Below are 19,079 nucleotides of genomic sequence, written 5' to 3'. Positions count from 1 at the left end.
CATTCCCCGTTGATGGATTGGGCACTGCGCCTATTGTGCCCGCATCCTCAACGGTTTGCCCCCGGCTGGAACTGGTACACCACCTTCAGCCACACGTAATCGCCCTCCGGAGTATTCTCGGTATCCAGTTCCGGCAGCCAGCTGAGTTCCACCAGGAAGTTCTCGCTGCCCTTCGGCACCATATAACCGATCACCGGGCCGATGCCCGCCGTGCGCTGCTTGAAGTCCCCCTGGATAATGATGCCCGGCTTGCGGTCGTCGCTGATCTGGTCGGCCCAGAAACCGTTCAGGCCCAGGGTCAGGAAACCGCTGCCGGCCTTGATCATCTGCTGGATGCTGGCATCCAGGTGGAACAGCCGGCCGCTGCGGTAATTGGTATCGTCGTTCTCCTCGTTGAACATCACCCCGGCGAACATCGAGGCATTAAAGCCCGCGGTGGGGTTGGTGTAGGCGGCGCCGCCCACCAGGTCCAGCGCCCAGTAGTTCAGCCCCTCGTTCGCCAGCCGGCCAGCCTCGTAGTCGCCGGTGGGCGCGTGGGCAAAGGCGGCAAAATTGTATTGCCAGCAGTCGTCCACCCAGGCCATCAACGCCGGCACCAGGGTGGTATCCCCCAGCCCGGACACGGAATCCCGCCGGCTGAAATTGCCCAGCGGGGTCTCCACCGTACCGGTGACGGTGACATCCGCCCAGGAGGGGAAGGCGCCCAGGGTGTAGTCGGCACCCAGCACTTTCTTCTCGAAGGTATACAGCAGGCCCGGCACAAAGGCATCGATTTCCACATCCAGCCCCAGCGCCACCAGGCCGGCGATGGGGGTTTCCGCCCCGGCGGCGAAATCGCCGCTGTAGTGCATGTACTGCGGCTTGATCACCCAGCCCTGCTGCACCGGCGCCCGGTCGATCAGCGTGGCCATGGAGCCGGGCACGTAGTAACCGATACCGCCCTCGGTGGCGTGGCCGGGCAACGCCGCCGCCAACAGGGCCAGCGCCGCCCACCGGCGCCAGCATTGCATGGCCCGGCCGGCGCCCCGGTGGCCACCAACAATCACTGCAGAAACTTTACCGGTAATTCCCTGCATATCACTTTCCCCGACTTCCTTGCCCGTCGTTTCTTTCACTGCCGGTATGTGGGTGCTGACCCACTAACCGTGGCGAGATACTCAGGAAAGTCTAGTTCGTACCTATGTGCCAACCGCGAACTGCGGCATTGCCGGCGCGGGGTTAGTCGCAAATAGCGCGTTACGCGCCAGCGGCCCCACGGGCGTTGCCGCCCAATGGCGCGTCATTAAACCGGCACGCCGGTGCAATGTCGTGTAATCGAAAACTGCCGACCAACGGTTCACTCCTGCGACACACGTGGTAGAGTTTCGTGGCTTGCGTCACAAAGCTGCAATTAAAAGCAGCATCACAATAAAGGGCGCCGGCTCGATAACAACAATGCATAAAAATCGCGGAGCGTATTATGGCGAGCATCCTTGGGGCGCGTCTGAAGCACTTCCTGCCCATCCTGCTGGCATCCACCTTCTTCCTGGCCACAGCCACCAGCGCCCGCGCCGCCGACGCCGGCGAGCAGCTGCAGGCAATCATTGACGAGCACTGGCAGTACAGCCTGCGGGAAGACCCGATCATGGCCGGGCGCATGGGCGTGCCGGATTACAACGACCGCCTGCCCGGCGTCACCGCAAAGGACCGCGCCCGCCGCCTGAAGGCAGAGCAGGACTTGCTCAAGCGACTGCAGCAGATAGACGGCGATGACCTCAGCCAGGACCAGCGCATCAACCGCGACCTGCTGGCCTGGGTGCTGGAAAACTCCATCGAGGGCAACCAGCTGTTCCTCGACCGCATCCCCTTCAATACCTTTTACGGTTTTTACAACTCTGCCGTGGAGGCCAACGATGGCCTGGCCATGAACGATGTAAAAGCCTACGAGGATTACATCGCCCGCATTCGCGACTTCGGCCGCTACTTTGACGAGAACATCGCCAATATGCGCCAGGGCATAAAGGACGGTTTCGTGCAGCCCAAGATCGTGGTGCAGGGCATTGCCCCCACCGTGCGCGCCCAGGTATACGACGACCCAACCGAGAGCCGCCTGTACAAACCCTTCGAGAAAATGCCGGCCTCTATTCCAGCCGCAGAGCAAAAGCGCCTGCGCGCCGAGGGCAAAAAAGCCATTGATGAGGTGGCCACCCCGGCCTTCGCCCGCCTGGCCGACCTGCTGGAGGGCGACTATATGCAGGCCGCCACCGACAGCATCGGCGCCGAGCAGCTGCCCGGCGGCAAGGACTACTACCGCCACGGCATCAAGACCTACGTCACCCTGGATATGGACCCGGCCGAGATCCACAAGATTGGCCTGGCAGAAGTGAAGCGCATCCGCACGGAAATGGACGAATTGATCGAGCAGAGCGGCTTCGACGGCAGCTTCGAGGAGTTCACCGAATTCCTGCGCACCGACAAGCAGTTCTATGCCGAGACCCCGGAAGAACTGCTGAAGGAAGCGGCGTATATCTCCAAGAAGATCGACTACCGCCTGCCGGCCCTGTTCGGCAAGCTGCCACGCCTGCCCTACGGCGTGGTGCCGGTACCGGACGCCATCGCCCCCAACTACACCACCGCCTCCTATAATCCTGCCGCCATCGGCGGTACCCGTGGCGGCGCCTACTGGGTGAATACCTATGCCCTGGACCAGCGCCCGCTGTACGAACTGCCGGCCCTGACCCTGCACGAGGCCGTGCCCGGCCACCACCTGCAGGGCGCACTCAGCCAGGAACTGGAAAACGTGCCGGAATTCCGCAAGGGCCTGTACCTGAGTGCCTTCGGCGAGGGCTGGGCGCTCTACTCCGAACGCCTGGGCAAGGAGATGGACGGCATCTACACCACCCCCTACGAACACTTCGGCCGCCTCAGCTACGAAATGTGGCGCGCCGCCCGCCTGGTAATCGACACCGGCATCCACTCCCAGGGCTGGACCCGCCAGCAGGCGCTGGATTTCCTGGCCGACAACACCTCCCTGTCAAAAGCCAACGTACGCGCCGAGGTAGACCGCTACATCTCCTGGCCGGGCCAGGCGCTGTCTTACAAGATGGGGGAGATCAAGATTCGGGAGTTGCGGGCGAAAGCGGAGAAGGAGCTTGGGGACAAGTTTGACCTGCGGGAATTCCATGATGCGGTTTTGGCTAATGGTGCCTTGCCCATGGGGATGTTGGAGGGGGAGGTAAACCGCGTTATTGAGGACGAAAAAGGGAACAGCTGACTTGTTCACACTAACAGACCTCTATGATGTCACAGGTCCATATGTCACTGGAAAATAAGCGTCACGCCCTGGATCATGCGACGAGTCGTCTGTCTGCGGTGAAATTTACAAAAACTCTTGATTTAAATGTGGTATGGGTGTGATCGAACAACGGGAATCAAGCCGACAGAACACGAGGCGTCGTGATTTATCGCAGAAACTGAAGTTGATGGGCCCATAGCGTCCTGAAAAATATGCAATTTGTTATTTGGGTTGGCAAGATTTGCGGTAGATAGCCGGTGCCTAGCTATAAATTCCCATATTTTGAATAAAGTGTTAAGTCTAGTTAGGCCTCGTTACGTATAACCATATGGAAATTAAAAATGTCAAGTGAAGTTTTAACCGTACGTGAACTCAAAGATATGCTGGAAGGGTTAAAGGATAGCGACAAAATTCACCTGCCTGGAGAGCTTACATTTTATAGGCTAAAGCCTTGGGGCGATGATGAGTTTATCATCGAAGTAAATGAACCACAGGCCTACGTTTCAGATGAATTTAAAAGAAAAAATCCGCAATTAAAAGTGGCATTTATAAGCACCGATAATGTTGAGTGGGATGAGGCAGGATTTTTAGGTGGGCCTGTGAATGTAGAGTTGAGCTAAGGCACGCCTGCCAAGTGCAAGCAGGCAGGCCAATTTTTCTGCTGGCTTTCCAAATTGGCCCCTGTTGCGGGCGGCAAACTAGAGTAAGGATGTAGACTTTTGAATATTTGGGATTTAGACAAGCTCTACTTGTTTATCGCATTTGTGATTCCTGGTTTCATATCGATTAAAGCTTATGAATTGCTGATACCGGGCGAGGCTAAAGATTCATCAAAGCAGCTGATCGACGCAGTAACATATAGCTGTTTGAATTATGCGCTTTTGCTGTGGCCAATTTTAGGAGTTGAGTCTGGATCACTCTCTACCGCCCATCCATTTCTCTATAAGCTATTTTATCTTGCAGTTCTATTTTTATTTCCAGTTTTATGGGTATTGATCTGGAAACGAATTAGAACTTTAGAGTTTTTTCAAAAGAACTCCCCGCATCCAACCGCGAAACCATGGGATTTTGTTTTTTCACAAAGGCAATGGTACTGGGTTATCGTAACGCTGAAAAATGGTGACAAAATTGCTGGTAAGTATGCGGGCAACTCATTTTCCTCAAGTGCACCTGCTAAAGAGCAAATTTATCTCGAAGAAAACTGGCACCTTAATGAGGACGGAGGGTTTGATCGACCAAGAGAAAATACTGCAGGAATTATCATCTTAGCAGACGAGATTGCATCAGTAGAGCTGTTTAAATTTAAATAAAAGGAGAGTAAAAGTGTCAGATAAAAAACCACTGAATGAAGGTTATCAGCCGTTAGAGAAGGGATACAAGCCTGCATCTAGTCAACCGCAACCCGTGGAAATGCCTAATCAAGGTCAGCCTGGCGCAGGTTATCAACCAACGATCTCCGAAGGAGAAAGCCCAGGTAACCCACCAAAAAAACCATAAATTATCTACCGGAACGAGTCGCTGATAGCTGAATTTTATTGGTATTTGTGTGATAGCCCCACACCTATTCTTGGTGCAACGACACTTAGATGAAGCGATAAACCAAGTGCGGCGACTTACGAGGCATGCGAGCTAAGGAAACAAAATGGAAGTCGATGAGTTAGAAAGGAATATAGAGGGAGAAGTCGTAGCATCAAATAACCATGAGGAGGTGGAGGCATTTGCTGGATTGATAAGAAGTCTCGCAGAACCAATTACAACTAGCCAGATAGAAGTGGCCAAGGAAACTACAAAGCAAACACAGATAATTTCAGGCATAACAAAGTCACTCCTGCGGGGCGTATTTGGCATTGCTTTTTCAATTGTATTAATTGCAGCATTTGCCTTGTTTAAGGGTGAAGCGCAACTGGCAGAAAAAGTTATTTTTGCATTATTAGGCTTTCTTGGCGGCTTTGGTTTCGGAAAAAGTTCCAATAGGTAAGGTGACCCGCCAAAGGATGCCGGGCGTAGTTATTTATTCCTTTACTTAGAAAGTATTATGCGAAGCTATATCTTAATAAATCCAAGAATTTTATGCGTGAAAATAATAAATAAAATTATGCAAGAGGTTTGCGTTAATACCTTGAGATCGCAGTAGTCATTTTTTCTGTAAAAAAATAGATAGTTTGTGAAAGTGATATGGATGAAAACCTTCTAGCATTTCCTATCAACATTGGAGCCACATTAAAACATCTTCGTCAAGATATGAAGGATGACTGGTTTTATGATGCTGTGCGGTACGAAGACTTACTTTCCAACGGCAATAACCTCCATGAGATTCTATCGCAGAATCTTGAAATAAATCATGGGGAATATAAATCTGGCCATAAAGCTATCTATGATGTCCCGAAGAGGGCGCTTGGGCTCAGATATACATTAGAATTGGATTTCTACGACAGATTTATTTATCAGGCGATTTGTACTTATTTAGCTCCCTATTTTGATCCACTTTTATCAAATAGGGTGTTTAGTCATCGATATAACAAGTATGGTAAAGAGAAGTACCTCTTTAAGCCTAGGATCGAACTTTGGAATACCTTTGAGAGTATCAGTCATCTTGCATTGGCCGATGAAAAAACATTGTTAGTAACAGATTTGCTCAACTACTTCGAGCAAATTTCAGTAGACGCTATTGAAAATGCATTTGTAGGTGTGATATCCGATATTGATGCAGGCGGTGCTGAAAAAAATAATATACGAAGCGCAGTAAGCACTTTAACCGCTTTATTGAAAAAATGGTGCTATAGCGAAAGGCATGGGCTGCCACAAAACCGAGATGCGTCCTCTTTTATCGCAAACGTCGTATTGGACGTTGTTGATAAAAGCATGGCTGATAAAGGGTATGATTATTTCCGTTATGTGGACGATATAAGGATTGTATGCGCTGACGAATACGAGGCCAAAAGAGCGCTTAATGATCTTATTTTTGAGTTGAGAAAACTTGGCTTGAATATAAACTCAAAAAAGACCGCGATACTAAATAATGAGAGTGAGGGAATTGAAGAATTTTTCCCAAGTTTTGATGAAACGATGACTCTCATCGATACCATGTGGAGATCAAGGAGTAAGAAAGTTATTGCGCGGTCGATACCAATTTTATATGAGTTTCTACAAAAGCAAATAGAAGAGGGACAGACCCAAAGTAGGCCTTTTCGTTACTGCGTGAATAGATTCAAAACATTAATCTCCTCAAATCTCTTTGATTCAAAATCGGTTCTGGCTAGTAAAATTGCAGATGCCTTAATTAAAGAATTTGATAGGCAGCCAGTATCTGCGGATCAGTTTTGTAAGCTTTTAATGGACTTGGATTTATCTGTGGAGCAAAAACAATCCATAGCAAGTTTTATTGTAGATAGAGAGGTCGCTATACATGGTTGGCAGAACTATCATCTCATTTTGCTTATGGCTTACAAGAAGTTTAACGCGTTGAACCTAGTCGAGCATTGCAAGAATCTAATTAGGGAAGATGTTGGAAGTCCTGAAGTTCCTGCTTGCTTTATATATCTTGCTTCGATTGGCCTGGAGAGTGAAGTTGAGGAATTCATAGAGGATTTCAAGGGGAGCTGGCCTTATCAACATCAAAGATACTTTTTAATTGCCCTTCAGAATACGCCGAAAGATAAGTTAAAGCCCTTATACGGTAAGGTAGGATACCGTCTGCGCGGCACTATAGCTAGGTTAAAAGGAAATAAGAACCTTAAAGGTGACACAGTGTATCTGAAGGATTTTAACACGACTCTAATCGACGAAATTTATGATGAGATAACGCCATATGAATGAGGAGAGAATTTTATATCTCGTCTATCAGAAGGATTTTTCTGAAAGTGGCTACGATCGATACTTTTTATTTGACGGTGAGGCATTCTCTGAAGTGTCTTCGCAGGAGGTTGTTGCACTTGATTGCATTCTCGTTACACATGATTTTTGGCTTATAGCAAGCTCTTTACATAAAAAACACGAAAGCTTGCCTTCAAATGTCCTTGATGTGGTCTTGTTGTCAAAAATAGTGGCGGGCGTTAAGTCCGTAGACGGCAGTGTCCAGCCATGGGAGATATCTAAAACTATTAAGCCGCTTTTCAAATTGAGCGAGGATTTTGATAGTTATATGGATATATATTATCGGCGCACAGAGCTGACTATGGACGTATACATGCTCTTCTCACACAAGCTTGCAGAATACTTTGAACAATTATCGGCCCGCGCGTCTGACTTAGGAGAAGCGGATAGGTTCTACTCCCTAGAGTTGCCAGTTTTTAATCAGCTGACTCTGTCGGCATGCAGAGGGATCCGAATAGACAAGGACGTGGTAAAGGCACACAAAGTTGCTCTCAAATTAGATTTCTATCGCCAGCTGAAGTTATTTGCAGAGAAGCATAAGGTGCTATACGAAATTCCCAATGAGGGTGAAATCAGAGAGGTAATGGGCAAGCTAGGCTATAGCATTCAAGATTATAGTCTTGACTTTATGATCGATTTTCTGCCATCACGTGATGGCTACACTGAGGACTTACGAAGTCTTCAAAAAGTTAATAAAAGTTATAGGGTTTTTAACTCAATTTCATCAGGCTCAAGCCGGCTAAGGCCGATAGTTGAATCACATTGGACTTCCACCTCTAGAATCTATCATAAGTCCCCAAGCCTTCAGAACATATCAAAGAAATATCGGAATATATTTATCCCTGATGAAGGAATGTCTCTTTGTTATGTAGACTATGACCAATTCGAGATTGGGATCATGGCTGCTCTTTCGTCTGACTCAAAAATGAAGAGTATATATGAAGAGGGAGACGCCTATAAAGATCTGGCTGTCCATATATTCGATGACGAAAGCATGAGAAAGAAAGCTAAAGTAATGTTCCTTTCTTATACATATGGAATGTCGATCGAAAATATTGTCAGCTCTGTTAGAGAATTGGGTGGGAGCCAAAGAAATGCTCGCGCCTATTTTTCCGAATTTGCCATATTTGAAGATTGGAAGGAGAAGCTCAATGAAAAATTTTTGAAGGATGGAAAAATCCCAACAATTTCGGCTAATTACTTAAATCGATCCACGGGCAGCGATTCCTGTTATAAAGGATTGACAGAGAAAGAAAAGCGGACGTCTGTGAACCATGTGATTCAAGGTACAGCTACCTATATCTTCAAGAAGGCGCTGTTAGAGCTATCCAAGATCGATTCGATTCAAATACTGATACCGATGCATGATGCTGTCTTATTCCAGCATCCAAAAAAAGTAGACCCAGATTTTGCAGTAAAGATATTTGAGGACGTAATGACTACAGAATTGGCGGGGAAGGTTGCTGGAAAGGCGTCTATTGAAGAATTCTATGCCAAATAAAAATGACATCCGTAAAGGGAATAATCGGAAATAATTAGGGGCAGAGTAAAATATTGACGCACTAACACACTTATGCTCCTGCTTGAGTCGAGCGTCCTACTAGTTTGAACGGATTGCCAAGAATAATAACTCTTAAAATTAACCATGGAAGAAGAATGTCTAAAGGACTATATATAGCCATCGTGGCTGGGTTGGGCTTAGTTGGCTGTTCTTCCGCATCAGCATTGGCCCCTGCTGATACGGAGAAGTGGCAAGAAGATATCGAGGTATATCGCCAGACGCTCGAACAGCGGCACATCAACCTGTACCACACCGTTGATAAGCAAGGCTTCCACAAAGAACTAACTTCCCTCAAGGCCAACCTGCCTGCACTCACCGAAGACCAGGTAATGATCGAGCTGATGCGAATCAGCCGGCTGGTGGGGGACGGGCATACCCGCGTGCCGTTCTGGGGTGCGGAACACCGGCATTTCCCGCTGCTGTTCCAGTTTATGGATGGTGAGTTACGCCTGCTGCGCACCGGACCGGAGCATCGCCGCTTGCTGGGACGCAAGCTGGTGGCGGTGGGAGAGATGTCCACCGCAGAGGTAGTCGAAAAGCTGGAACCCGTGGTGCAGACGGTGGAGAACGAATACTCCCTGCGCCGCCACCTGCCGTACCACCTGAATGTCGCGGACATCCTGGCCGGCCTAGGGGTCGTGGATGATCCTGCTACCGCTACCTTCACCCTGGAGGACGAGCGCGGCCAGCGGGAAGCGGTCACGCTGGAGGCCATTTCCTGCCCGGACTACCGGGAGGGCGTCACCGTCCGCTATGCGGAGCAGATAGTGCCCTTCGGCGAAAAGCGGGTGACCGAGTCCGACTACCTGTGGCTGAGTGCCGACGAGGACCGGCGCGTGGCCTACGTCTACTTTGCCCGCTACCCGTCCTTCTCAGACATGGAATCCTTTGCCGAGGATGTCCGCGAGTACCTGGATGAGCACCGCATCCGCAACCTGGTAGTGGACCTGCGGGACAACACCGGCGGCGACTTCTTTGTCGGCCTGCGCTTCGCCCACCAGATGATCCTGGTGGATGGGCTGGACTGGGACGGCGGTATCTATACCCTGATCGGCAACGCCACCTTCTCCGCCGGTATGAGCAATGCCGCCCACTTCCGTGAAATGTTCAACGCCACTCTGGTGGGCGAACCCACCGGCGGCAACCCGGTCGGCTACCAGGATATGGACAGCTTCAACCTGCCCAACTCCGGCATTGAGGTCAACTACTCCAAGCGCCTCTACCGCTTCCAGGATAAGCCCACCCAGGGCATCCAGCCGCACGTGCTGATACCAACCCGCTGGGCCGATTACCGGGTGGGCAGGGATGCGGTGCTGGACTGGGTATTGGACGACATCAGCAAGCGCTATGCAGGGCGGGATGCAGATGCTGCCCGGGTCTCCGGCCTATGATTACTGGGATGACTTGATGCCCCTGAATAGCTAGAAATTAAGTTATGTCTACTATTGCGATAAGAATCCTTACCTTACTGCTACTGATGTCTGCGGCGGCACTAACGCGAGCGGAGATATACCAGTGCGTGGACAGCGAAGGAAGGACTGTTTTCAGCGACCACAAATGCTCCGACGACGACAGCAGCGTCAAGGTCGTCGAGCCCAGGGTCAATGTGGCCCCGTTTAAAGATGTGCTTGAAGGGCAGGAAAACAGCTCGCGGGTGATATACCGGGGAAGCAGGGTTGGACGGAAAAGCCGGTTCCTGGATGTTTCTATCTACGAAGAAACAGAGTCCTACATCATCTTCGAAGTAGAAGTTTACTACCGTGGGCCAGCCCACGGCCGGGGCGAGTACCGGGTTATGCCGAATATCCACTGGCGCGCTCGCTCTTTCAGTACATCAGACGTAGGTGTAAGCAGCGGGTTTGCCCGTGTTGAACTGGGCTCCAGGGCAAAGGACGGAGATGTCTCAGATGTCATCACCCTCCAGCTTTGGCAATACATCCCAGGGGAAAGCCCAAGCGTTCTTGAAACAAGGGTCATTCCCTATAAAAAGAAATGGAGTAAGAAAGCATGAAGTATCTCCAGCTTTGATAGTTGCACTGTGCAGAAAAGGACTAAGTCATTGAGTCAAAGGGAGTGAGCTGTATCAAATTTGCTGCAAAGCCGTCACGAAATATGGGTAGAAAACCCAATGCGTGCTGTAGTCTCCAAGTTCCACAGGGAAATATAAAGTAAGGATTGGAAGAATGGCTAATTCGCCGTATCAGCCCGATTTCAAAATGTGGTTTTTTTCAATAGTCATAGCTGCTGGCTTCGGAAATGCAGCGGTGGATGGTATTAAATTCCTTTTACAGGAATTTCTCAAAAAAGAAGGTGAACTCTCGTTCGTAGATTATGGTTGCTGGGATAGAAAAACTAAGAACGGGAGCATTCCAACCTGTGAGTATATTTTTAAAAATATAGGTGATGAGGCAGTGATTGTTACTGACCTTAAAGTCGGTGATCTACCTTTTCGTTCTTTTCACACAAATATGCCTGGTGGACTTAAAAAGGCTAAGTTCAATTTTACTAATGCCAATATAGCCCAGGCGAACGCTGGTGACTTACTGGTGGTAAGTAAAGGACCAATTCCACGTAGTTATTGGAAGAAAAAGGTATGCTTAGAGTATATAGGCGAAACTTTAGTATGTACGAAGGGTGAACCTGAAAAGTAATAGCTTTAGCATAACAATAAAAGGGTGGTGGGCAGGCTGAGTCCGGAGCTTGTGCGCGGTATCGGTACGTTACCTGCAAAGTCGATGCTTCCAGTCTGAGAGTGAACGCAATTTTTAGAGTCTCGATGCAGTCTTGTTGGTGAAGAGACAAGTCGCAGTGGCACTACCATAATAGGTGTACGTCCAATTAATGAGCCACACAAATATCATTTATGAATACGTTTTTATTGAGTTCAAATTAGTTTCAATATGAAAGGAAAAACTGAGTAAATACCGCCCGCACAGAATAAAAGATAATATAGTTTGAATAGCTGCGGGACAATTTCGGTATGGTGGAAAACTCCCCTTTTGTGGTTATCTAGCCGTGATGTGATATTCCAGTGAGCTTTCAAGGTCTCGCTAGTTTTCGAAATTTCCTCCTCGGCTGCAATTAACAACTCTTCAGAGCATTGAACAATTTGTTCATTTCTCTTATCGAGTTCTTGAAATATATGAGTCAAGCGCGCACCAGCAAATGCAATAACTAACCCCACTACTGCTCGTGGTAGAGGGTGAAGTTCCGAGTTTGCCAAAAAAGCAAACCCGGTCAAGAATATCGCAATGGCTACTAAATAGAAGTTTAGTGACTGGATTCTTTGTCCAGCATTATAAATAAACAGCTCCCTACTGTGTAATAGTGCCAACTCAGTATTTCGGTCAGTGTTCATATCGATAATAGGTTCGCTGAAGTTTTTTTTAAAATTGATTCTGCAGTTTTATTTGCTCGATTGCTCAAAGAGTGATTAAAGTGGCTGTATGCATATGAAAATGACGAGACGCTAAGTTAGAAAGAGGTGACGGCTGAAATTATTACTCTGATCTTATGCTGTGCACTGGCGCATGATTCGATCTTTGAGGCTTTAATTAAACTACACAAGAATAGCTTGGTGTGCCAGAGATTACCGCGCCTATACCACTTGTCCCTCAGAGTGTCGTGCCATCGAATCTCGTAACCTCCTAATCGAGTCCACCCCAACTATCACCGGGCAGAGCAGGTTCGCACCCACAAAAATTGTGATCAGTTGATTCTGCGTATTAGCTCCATAAATGACCCCGGCAGTTACCGCCGAAATAACACCGCACATGAGAAAGCGGACCGCCAGTCGAGCTCTACCCGGTTTCCTGTAGGTATTCTCCATGCTTGCCAGTACAATGCCTGCAATGCCCAATAGGCCCATCAAAAAAGCAGCAATAGCCACGTATAGGATGGGGCTGTATGAATGGGTGAAGGCGCCCAACACGAAAGGTGTGCCGACCAGTATGAATGGAGCCAGTGGAATGACACCGGCGAGGATTCTGACATCCATGCCCGTCTCCTGTTGTCTTCTCAAGGATTGTAGTCGCGATAAGCGCTCCATGGTGGAGGGCTGTTGCACGGGCATTGCAGTTCGCCACCCGGCGTACACTAAGTACGCAGGTCTTCAAATCGCAAGTCATGCTTTGCCAGCAACTGCTTCACCCGGTGCGAATCGTTGTTCGACTTCTTCGCCTGCCGGCTCACATTAAACAGCTTGCGCCCGGCCTCCGCCATAGAGCTGGAGCGCCGGCACACATCAATCAGCGCGGCCAGCTTGAGCTGGTCGTAGTAATCCATCTCGGCGCTGCTGCCGCTGCCCAGTACGCTCTCCACTGCACTGCGGGCATGTTCGCTGCTGTGCGCGGGCGTGTGCCACTTGTGCTTCAGGCGGCGGATCTCTTCGTCCACCACTTCCACCGTAATGCGCCCGCCATCGGCCAGGGTGGCCATGCGGGTGATGCTGGCGTTCAGGTCGCGGAAGTTGGCCGCCCAGGTGGCGTCGGCTGAGCGGCCGAAGGCCAGGTACTTTTCCCGCGCCGCCCTGTTGAAGCTCACCAGGTGCCCGGCCTTGTTGGAGAAGGATTCCAGTTCGTAATCGACATTGGGCTCCAGGTCTTCGATGCGGTCGCGCAGGGACGGTAGTTCGTAGGTCCACAGGTCGATCCGTGCCAGCAGGTCGGCGCGGAAGCTGCCCTCCCTGGCTTTCTGCGCCAGATCCTTGTTGGTGCCGGCAATCAGCTGGAAGTCGCTGCTGGCCTCGCGGTCGGAACCGAACGGGATAAAGCGCTTGTCCTCGATCGCCCGCAGCAGCATCGCCTGTTCGTCCAGCCCCAGCTCGCCGATTTCGTCCAGGAACAGCAGGCCTTTGTGGGCTTCCTTCAGCAGGCCGGCGCGATCGGCGGTGGCGCCGGTGAAGGCGCCCTTCTTGTGGCCGAACAGGGCGGACATGGTGTTCTCGCCTTTCAGGGTGGCGCAGTTGATGGCCACCAGCCGTCCCTCCAGCTTGCCGCGCTGCTTGCGCAGTTCGTACACCCGCTGGGCCAGCTGGGTCTTGCCCGCACCGGTGGGGCCGGTGATCAGGATCGGCGCATTGGAGCGGATGGAGACCTTCTCCAGCTGCTCGATCATGCGGTTGAACGGGGCGTTGTTGGTCTGGATGCCGCCCTTCAGGTAGACGGTGCCTTCCTGGTGTTCCTTCTGGAAGCGCGACGCAATCTGGTCGTACCGGGACAGGTCCAGGTCAATTACCTGGTACTGACCGGGCGCGTCGCTGTCGCGCCGGGCGGGGGAGGTCTGCAGCAGCTTGCCGGGCAGGTAGCCCGCCTCGGTCAGCAGGTACAGGCAGATCTGCGCCACGTGGGAGCCGGTGGTGATATGGGTGAGGTAGCGCTCGCGGTTGGGGCGGAACTGGTAGCCGCGGGCGAAATCCAGCAGCTGGCTGTAGACCGTCTCGAAATCCCACGGGTCCGGGAAGTTCACCTTGTGGTGGACCACCTCGGTCTCCGGCGATACCAGCGCGATATCCTCGGTGACCTGGTTCGCCAGGCCCTGGGAGTGGTTGTCGAACAGCAGTTCCAGCCGGTCGATCAGCAGGTCTTCGTGCTGGCACATGGAAACGGTCGGCCGCCACTTGTCCCAGCGCTTATCGCCCTTGCCGCGCCGGTCCATGGTGGTGCCGAGAATACTGATGGCAACTGTTTTCATGGTTATCAAATATATTATCTGGCTATCAAAAAAGATAGATCGGTGGCGCTTCGATGATGGTGGTCGCTGGCGGGAAATCGCTTTATGAAGAAAAATTCTTTATTTAAATCAACGGGTTAAAAGTTTTTTCAGCACGCTGGCAAAAGTTGGCACTGTCCTCGCTATACAGGGGCTACACATAAGCAAGCACGAACCCGGCAGCCGAACAGAAAAGCCGGGATGGAAGAAGAAGGAAAGGAACAATGACTCAGCAAGCCTATGAAGTAATGCAGGACGGTGGTGTGCCGATCAAGTCGTGGACTGTCGGCGTGCCCTTCGAAGCTGAGGCCAGGGAGCAGCTGAAGAACATCTCCCGCATGCCGTTTATCCACCAGTGGGTGGCGGCCATGCCGGATGTGCACCTGGGTAAGGGTGCCACCATCGGCAGTGTGGTGCCGACACTCGGCGCGGTGATCCCGGCGGCGGTGGGTGTGGATATCGGCTGCGGCATGATGGCGGTGCGCACCAGCCTCAAGGCGTCGCAACTGCCGGACGGCCTGGCGGGTGTGCGCTCCGCCATCGAGCGGGCGGTACCCCACGGGCGTTCCTCGCGGGCGCGCGGAAGCCGCGACAAGGGTGCGTGGGGGAGCCTGCCGGACGATGTGATGCAGGCCTGGGCGCCGCTGGCGGCGCAGTTCGATGTGCTGCAGGAAAAGCACCCGGTGCTGAAGAACACCAACAACATCAATCACCTGGGTACGCTTGGGACCGGTAACCACTTTATCGAGATGTGCCTGGATGAGCACGACAGCGTCTGGCTGATGCTGCATAGCGGTTCCCGCGGTGTGGGTAACCGCATCGGTACGCACTTTATCGAGATGGCGAAGAAGGACATGGAGCGCTGGCATATCCACCTGCCGGATACCGACCTGAGCTACCTGCCGGAAGGCACCGAGCATTTCGACCAGTATGTGGAAGCGGTGGAGTGGGCGCAGGACTTTGCCCGCATCAACCGCGAGGTAATGATGGCCCGCACCATCGACGCGGTGAAGGCGGCGCTGGGGATGGAGTTCGAGGCCCGTATGGAGGCGGTGAACTGCCACCATAACTATGTGTCCCGCGAGCACCACTTCGGCAAGAACGTGCTGGTTACCCGCAAGGGCGCAGTGCGTGCCCGCGAGGGCGAGATGGGAATTATCCCCGGGAGTATGGGGGCGCGTTCCTTCATCGTCCGCGGGCTGGGAAATGCGGACAGCTTCTGTAGCTGCAGCCACGGTGCGGGCCGCGTGATGTCCCGCACCAAAGCCAAGAAGCTGGTGTCGCTGGAAGAGCACCTGCAGGCGACCGCCGATGTGGAATGCCGTAAGGATGCCGGCGTGATTGATGAAACCCCGGCGGCCTACAAGCCGATCGAGAAGGTGATGGCCGCCCAGAAAGACCTGGTGGAAGTGGTGTACACCCTGAAGCAGGTCGTCTGCGTGAAAGGATAGGACCATGCATACCATTGATGGATCACAGGGCGAGGGCGGTGGACAGATTTTCCGCTCCACGCTGACTTTGTCCACCTGCCAGGGGGAGCCGGTGCGGATAAGGAATATCCGCGCTGGCCGCCGCAAGCCGGGCCTGATGCGCCAGCACCTGGTGTGCCTGCATGCGGCCCAGGCGATTTCCGGCGCGCAGGTGACAGGGGACGAGCTGGGCTCAACCGAGGTGACGTTCAAACCGGGCAAAGTGAACGCTGGTGAGTATCGGTTTGCCATTGGCACCGCCGGCAGCACCAGCCTGGTGTTCCAGACCATCCTGTTGCCGCTGCTGCTGGCGGACGGGGTGAGCGAGGTCTGCCTGGAGGGCGGCACCCACAACAAACAGGCGCCCAGCTTCGATTTTATCCAGGCCGGTTTCCTGCCGGTGATGGCGCAGATGGGTTACCGGGCCGAGGTGCAGCTGGAGAGGTTCGGCTTTTACCCGGCCGGCGGCGGCCGGTGGCGGGCACGGATATACCCGGTGGGTGAACTGAAGCCGCTGGCTCTGCTGGAGCGGGGCGCCGTGCTAAGCAAGGAGGCGCTGGTGACCTCGGCACAGATTCCGGGCCACGTGGCAGACAGGGAATTGCGGCATATCGCCAGCAAGGGCGACTGGGCGGCGGACGAGCTCCAGCGCCGGCAGGTGGATTCATTCGGGCCGGGCAATATCGTGTCGCTGCGGGTGTACGCCGAGCACGTTACCGAAGTGATTGAGGTGGTGGGCGAGAAGCAGCTGTCGTCGGAGCGGGTTGCGGGCCGCGCGGTGAAGGAGTTCAACCGGTATATGGAAGCCGGGGTGCCGGTGGGCGAACACCTGGCGGACCAGCTGCTGCCGATGGTGTTGGGCAGGGGCGGCCGTTTCAGGACGCTGGCGCCGAGCCAGCACCTGCTAACGAATATCGAGGTGATCCGGCAGCTCACCGGGATGGAAATCAGCGTGCACAGGGAAGGCGGGCACGCCTGGATCGTCAGCGTGCCGGGCAGCACGCAAGCGCGTTAGGCGCCGGCAGCAGGATATGCCCAGGGATGAAAAATGGCACAGGGGATGTGCCCGCGTGAGAACACTGGCCGCCTGCAATGCGCAGGTGGCAGCAAAAGAGTTTGGGCCAATGGCCCGGCATGCGGAGCTGGTTCACAACGCCAGCCCGGCACAGGAGCCCCTGGCTTGCTGTGTACCTGCCGGGGCAATTACCTGAACACTACTTTGTAGCTCAGAGGTAGAGCAGCCGATAGTTTCGGCCGGTCGCAGGTTCGACTCCTGCCAGAGTAACGTCGTCCACTACACGACTTATCCGGTAAAGGCGAAAGCCTGGGGTTCGACTCCCCACAGGGTTAATACCCTTGTTGACTACCAGAGGCCCATGGCCCCTGGGTGCTGGCGACTTGCACTCCCCCGGGAAGGCAGCCGCCGGTACCCGGAGGCGCCGGAAGTCCGGGCGCCGGTGGTGGGCAACCTGGCACGTGGCATTGCCACGCCGGGCTCGCCTGCAGTGTGGGCAATGCGCATTGGCGCACCCCCGCTGCAGGCCGGCCGGCCGATGACTTTGCCACCTGCCCGGTTCAAGCCGCCGGCCCCCGGGCTTCCGGGTGGGCCTCACCCCTGGTTACGCAGGTAATGCGCCGGGGAACAGAAGTAAGGAGAAGTAAAATGATGATATGGAAAAGCGTCGATATTGCCGATCACGAGCGGGCGCTGCTGTTCCGCCGTAACCGTTTTATCCGTGTGCTCGAGCCGGGCCGGCACCGCCTGCTGCAACTGGCGGACAAGGTGACGGTCGAGGTCCACGATATCAGCGATGTACTGTTTGAGCGCCCGAACGCCAGGTTCTTCCTGAACACCCATGCGGAAAAGCTGGCGCCCTACACCGAGACCCACGAGCTGGGTGACAGCCAGGTTGGCCTGCTGTACCGCGACGGCCACCTGGTGAATGTCCTCAGCCCGGGTACCTTCCTGCCGGTCTGGAAAGGGGTGGAGAATGTGCGTGTCGATATTATCGATATCAGCGCGCAGTACACGGTGGATGAGCGGCTTGTCGGCCTGCTTGGCCGGGGCACCGGCGCGGTGCAGAAGGCGTCGGTGGCATCCGCTATCCACTACGTCGAGGTGCCGGATGAGCACGTGGGCCTGCTGACCGTCAATGGCACGCTGGTGCGCAAGCTCGAGCCCGGCAGTTACGGCTTCTGGAAATACAACCGGACCATCGCCGTACGGCTGGTGGATCTCAGGCTGCAGACCGTGGAGGTCAGCGGCCAGGAAATCCTCACCAGGGACCGGGTGAGCCTGCGCATCAACCTGAGCGCGAGCTACCGGGTGCTGGATGCCGAGCGGGCTGCACTCAAGTTGGGTAATTTCGCGGAATACATCTACCGCGAGCTCCAGCTGCGGCTGCGTGAGGCGGTAGGGGGCAACACCCTGGATGCGCTGCTGGAGGACAAGGACAGCCTCAACCTGGGCATCGCCACGGCCGCGCGGGAAAAGCTGGCGCACTACGGTATCGAACTGGCGACGGTCGGGGTGAAGGACATCATCCTGCCCGGTGATATGAAGCAGATCCTCAACCAGGTGGTGGAGGCCCAGAAGGAGTCCGAGGCCAACCTGATCAAGCGCCGGGAGGAAACCCAGGCGATGCGGTCGCTGCATAACACCGCGAAGATGATGGACAACAACCCGGTACTGATGCGCCTGAAGGAGCTCGAGGCCCTGGAGCGGGTAACCGCGCGTATCGACAAGATATCCGTTTACGGCGGGCTCGAAGGTGTCCTCAACAACCTGGTGAACCTGAAACCCACCGGCACAACCCAGTAGGTAGCCCGCCCGAAAGGGCGGGTTACTCTCTCCGCTACTGCCGGCAGCTGAGAAGCCGATCCACCGTTGGGCTGGTCTGCCTGCCAAAATCCTACCCAGTTCGGCAAGTATGTGTTTTTCCCGAAGTCATGGGGAAAGTGGCGTTTCTTCCGCAGCACCTGTGGTGAGCCAAACTCTGGCCCCATTGATTCACTAACCCCCCGCTCCACAGCTTTTTTTGCGGTAAGGCATCACTCCAGGATACGCGCAAGGTGTAATTTGGTGTAATAAAGCAGAGCAATTTGTTCGAAATCATTGCTGATCTGTGGCACATAGTTCCTTATAATGATGATAGGGAAGAATATATAGAGCAAGGTAGCTGTTCGTGTTCCT

The 19,079-nt window shown here is 53.4% G+C and carries 17 protein-coding genes and 1 tRNA gene; 14 read left to right on the top strand and 4 right to left on the bottom strand.

Annotated features, from left to right (window positions below):
• Positions 1 to 47: 47 nt before the first annotated feature.
• Complete coding sequence (locus ACH6CX_RS06640) at positions 48 to 1,076, bottom strand: transporter (RefSeq protein ID WP_396675224.1); 1,029 nt, start codon at positions 1,074 to 1,076, stop codon at positions 48 to 50.
• A 383-nt stretch (positions 1,077 to 1,459) separates the two neighbouring features.
• Here ACH6CX_RS06640 and ACH6CX_RS06635 point away from each other — a divergent pair, with 383 nt between their 5' ends.
• The 10 genes from ACH6CX_RS06635 (at position 1,460) to ACH6CX_RS06590 (ending at position 11,359) form a co-directional block, all read left to right on the top strand.
• A complete protein-coding gene (locus tag ACH6CX_RS06635) occupies positions 1,460 to 3,253 on the top strand; it encodes a DUF885 domain-containing protein (RefSeq protein ID WP_396675223.1) in 1,794 nt (597 codons plus the stop codon).
• A gap of 362 nt (positions 3,254 to 3,615) precedes the next feature.
• Entirely contained in the window at positions 3,616 to 3,894 is a 279-nt protein-coding gene (locus tag ACH6CX_RS06630; protein WP_396675222.1) for a hypothetical protein, read from the top strand.
• 99 nt (positions 3,895 to 3,993) lie between these two features.
• The gene (locus tag ACH6CX_RS06625; RefSeq protein WP_396675221.1) at positions 3,994 to 4,584 is read left to right on the top strand and encodes a DUF6338 family protein; all 591 of its coding nucleotides are present in this window, start codon (positions 3,994 to 3,996) and stop codon (positions 4,582 to 4,584) included.
• Between the two features lie 13 nt (positions 4,585 to 4,597).
• Positions 4,598 to 4,771, top strand: a complete 174-nt coding sequence (locus ACH6CX_RS06620; protein ID WP_396675220.1) for a hypothetical protein — start codon at positions 4,598 to 4,600, stop codon at positions 4,769 to 4,771.
• 145 nt (positions 4,772 to 4,916) lie between these two features.
• The gene (locus ACH6CX_RS06615) at positions 4,917 to 5,252 is read left to right on the top strand and encodes a hypothetical protein (protein ID WP_396675219.1); all 336 of its coding nucleotides are present in this window, start codon (positions 4,917 to 4,919) and stop codon (positions 5,250 to 5,252) included.
• 197 nt (positions 5,253 to 5,449) lie between these two features.
• Positions 5,450 to 7,090 (top strand): RNA-directed DNA polymerase, encoded by a 1,641-nt coding sequence (locus ACH6CX_RS06610; protein WP_396675218.1) that lies wholly within the window; start codon positions 5,450 to 5,452, stop codon positions 7,088 to 7,090.
• Positions 7,083 to 8,648: a DNA polymerase gene (locus ACH6CX_RS06605; RefSeq protein ID WP_396675217.1), complete on the top strand. Its 1,566-nt coding sequence runs from the start codon at positions 7,083 to 7,085 to the stop codon at positions 8,646 to 8,648. The genes ACH6CX_RS06610 and ACH6CX_RS06605 overlap by 8 nt, the downstream gene beginning before the upstream one ends.
• 224 nt (positions 8,649 to 8,872) lie before the next feature.
• Entirely contained in the window at positions 8,873 to 10,099 is a 1,227-nt protein-coding gene (locus tag ACH6CX_RS06600; RefSeq protein WP_396675216.1) for a S41 family peptidase, read from the top strand.
• A gap of 44 nt (positions 10,100 to 10,143) precedes the next feature.
• On the top strand, positions 10,144 to 10,719 hold the full coding sequence (locus ACH6CX_RS06595) for a DUF4124 domain-containing protein (RefSeq protein ID WP_396675215.1): 576 nt from the start codon (positions 10,144 to 10,146) through the stop codon (positions 10,717 to 10,719).
• Between the two features lie 172 nt (positions 10,720 to 10,891).
• Positions 10,892 to 11,359, top strand: a complete 468-nt coding sequence (locus ACH6CX_RS06590; RefSeq protein ID WP_237064423.1) for a hypothetical protein — start codon at positions 10,892 to 10,894, stop codon at positions 11,357 to 11,359.
• A gap of 233 nt (positions 11,360 to 11,592) precedes the next feature.
• Here the strand turns inward: ACH6CX_RS06590 and ACH6CX_RS06585 are convergent, their stop codons facing one another.
• The 3 genes from ACH6CX_RS06585 to rtcR all read right to left on the bottom strand — a co-directional run bounded on the left by ACH6CX_RS06585 (position 11,593) and on the right by rtcR (position 14,399).
• Positions 11,593 to 12,066, bottom strand: coding sequence for a hypothetical protein (locus ACH6CX_RS06585; RefSeq protein WP_237064424.1), 474 nt, complete (start codon positions 12,064 to 12,066; stop codon positions 11,593 to 11,595).
• Positions 12,067 to 12,306: 240 nt separating this feature from the next.
• A complete protein-coding gene (locus ACH6CX_RS06580) occupies positions 12,307 to 12,705 on the bottom strand; it encodes a hypothetical protein (RefSeq protein ID WP_237064425.1) in 399 nt (132 codons plus the stop codon).
• 98 nt (positions 12,706 to 12,803) lie between these two features.
• On the bottom strand, positions 12,804 to 14,399 hold the full coding sequence (gene rtcR / locus ACH6CX_RS06575) for an RNA repair transcriptional activator RtcR (RefSeq protein WP_396675214.1): 1,596 nt from the start codon (positions 14,397 to 14,399) through the stop codon (positions 12,804 to 12,806).
• 242 nt (positions 14,400 to 14,641) lie between these two features.
• Between rtcR and ACH6CX_RS06570 the strand changes: the two genes are divergently transcribed.
• The 4 genes from ACH6CX_RS06570 to ACH6CX_RS06555 all read left to right on the top strand — a co-directional run bounded on the left by ACH6CX_RS06570 (position 14,642) and on the right by ACH6CX_RS06555 (position 18,707).
• Positions 14,642 to 15,868 carry an RtcB family protein gene (locus ACH6CX_RS06570; RefSeq protein ID WP_334078307.1) on the top strand — a complete coding sequence of 409 codons (1,227 nt, stop codon included), beginning with the start codon at positions 14,642 to 14,644 and terminating at the stop codon, positions 15,866 to 15,868.
• Positions 15,869 to 15,872: 4 nt separating this feature from the next.
• Complete coding sequence (gene rtcA / locus ACH6CX_RS06565) at positions 15,873 to 16,901, top strand: RNA 3'-terminal phosphate cyclase (protein ID WP_396675213.1); 1,029 nt, start codon at positions 15,873 to 15,875, stop codon at positions 16,899 to 16,901.
• Positions 16,902 to 17,101: 200 nt separating this feature from the next.
• Positions 17,102 to 17,171: transfer RNA gene (locus ACH6CX_RS06560), tRNA-Thr, on the top strand.
• A 378-nt stretch (positions 17,172 to 17,549) separates the two neighbouring features.
• Positions 17,550 to 18,707 (top strand): slipin family protein, encoded by a 1,158-nt coding sequence (locus tag ACH6CX_RS06555; RefSeq protein WP_396675212.1) that lies wholly within the window; start codon positions 17,550 to 17,552, stop codon positions 18,705 to 18,707.
• Positions 18,708 to 19,079 lie beyond the last annotated feature (372 nt).

The sequence above is a fragment of the Microbulbifer sp. JSM ZJ756 genome, assembly GCF_044383805.1.
Taxonomy (GTDB): Bacteria; Pseudomonadota; Gammaproteobacteria; order Pseudomonadales; family Cellvibrionaceae; genus Microbulbifer; species Microbulbifer zhoushanensis.
Note: the sequence above shows the minus strand (reverse complement) of the source record. Positions and strands in the feature narration are given on the sequence as shown.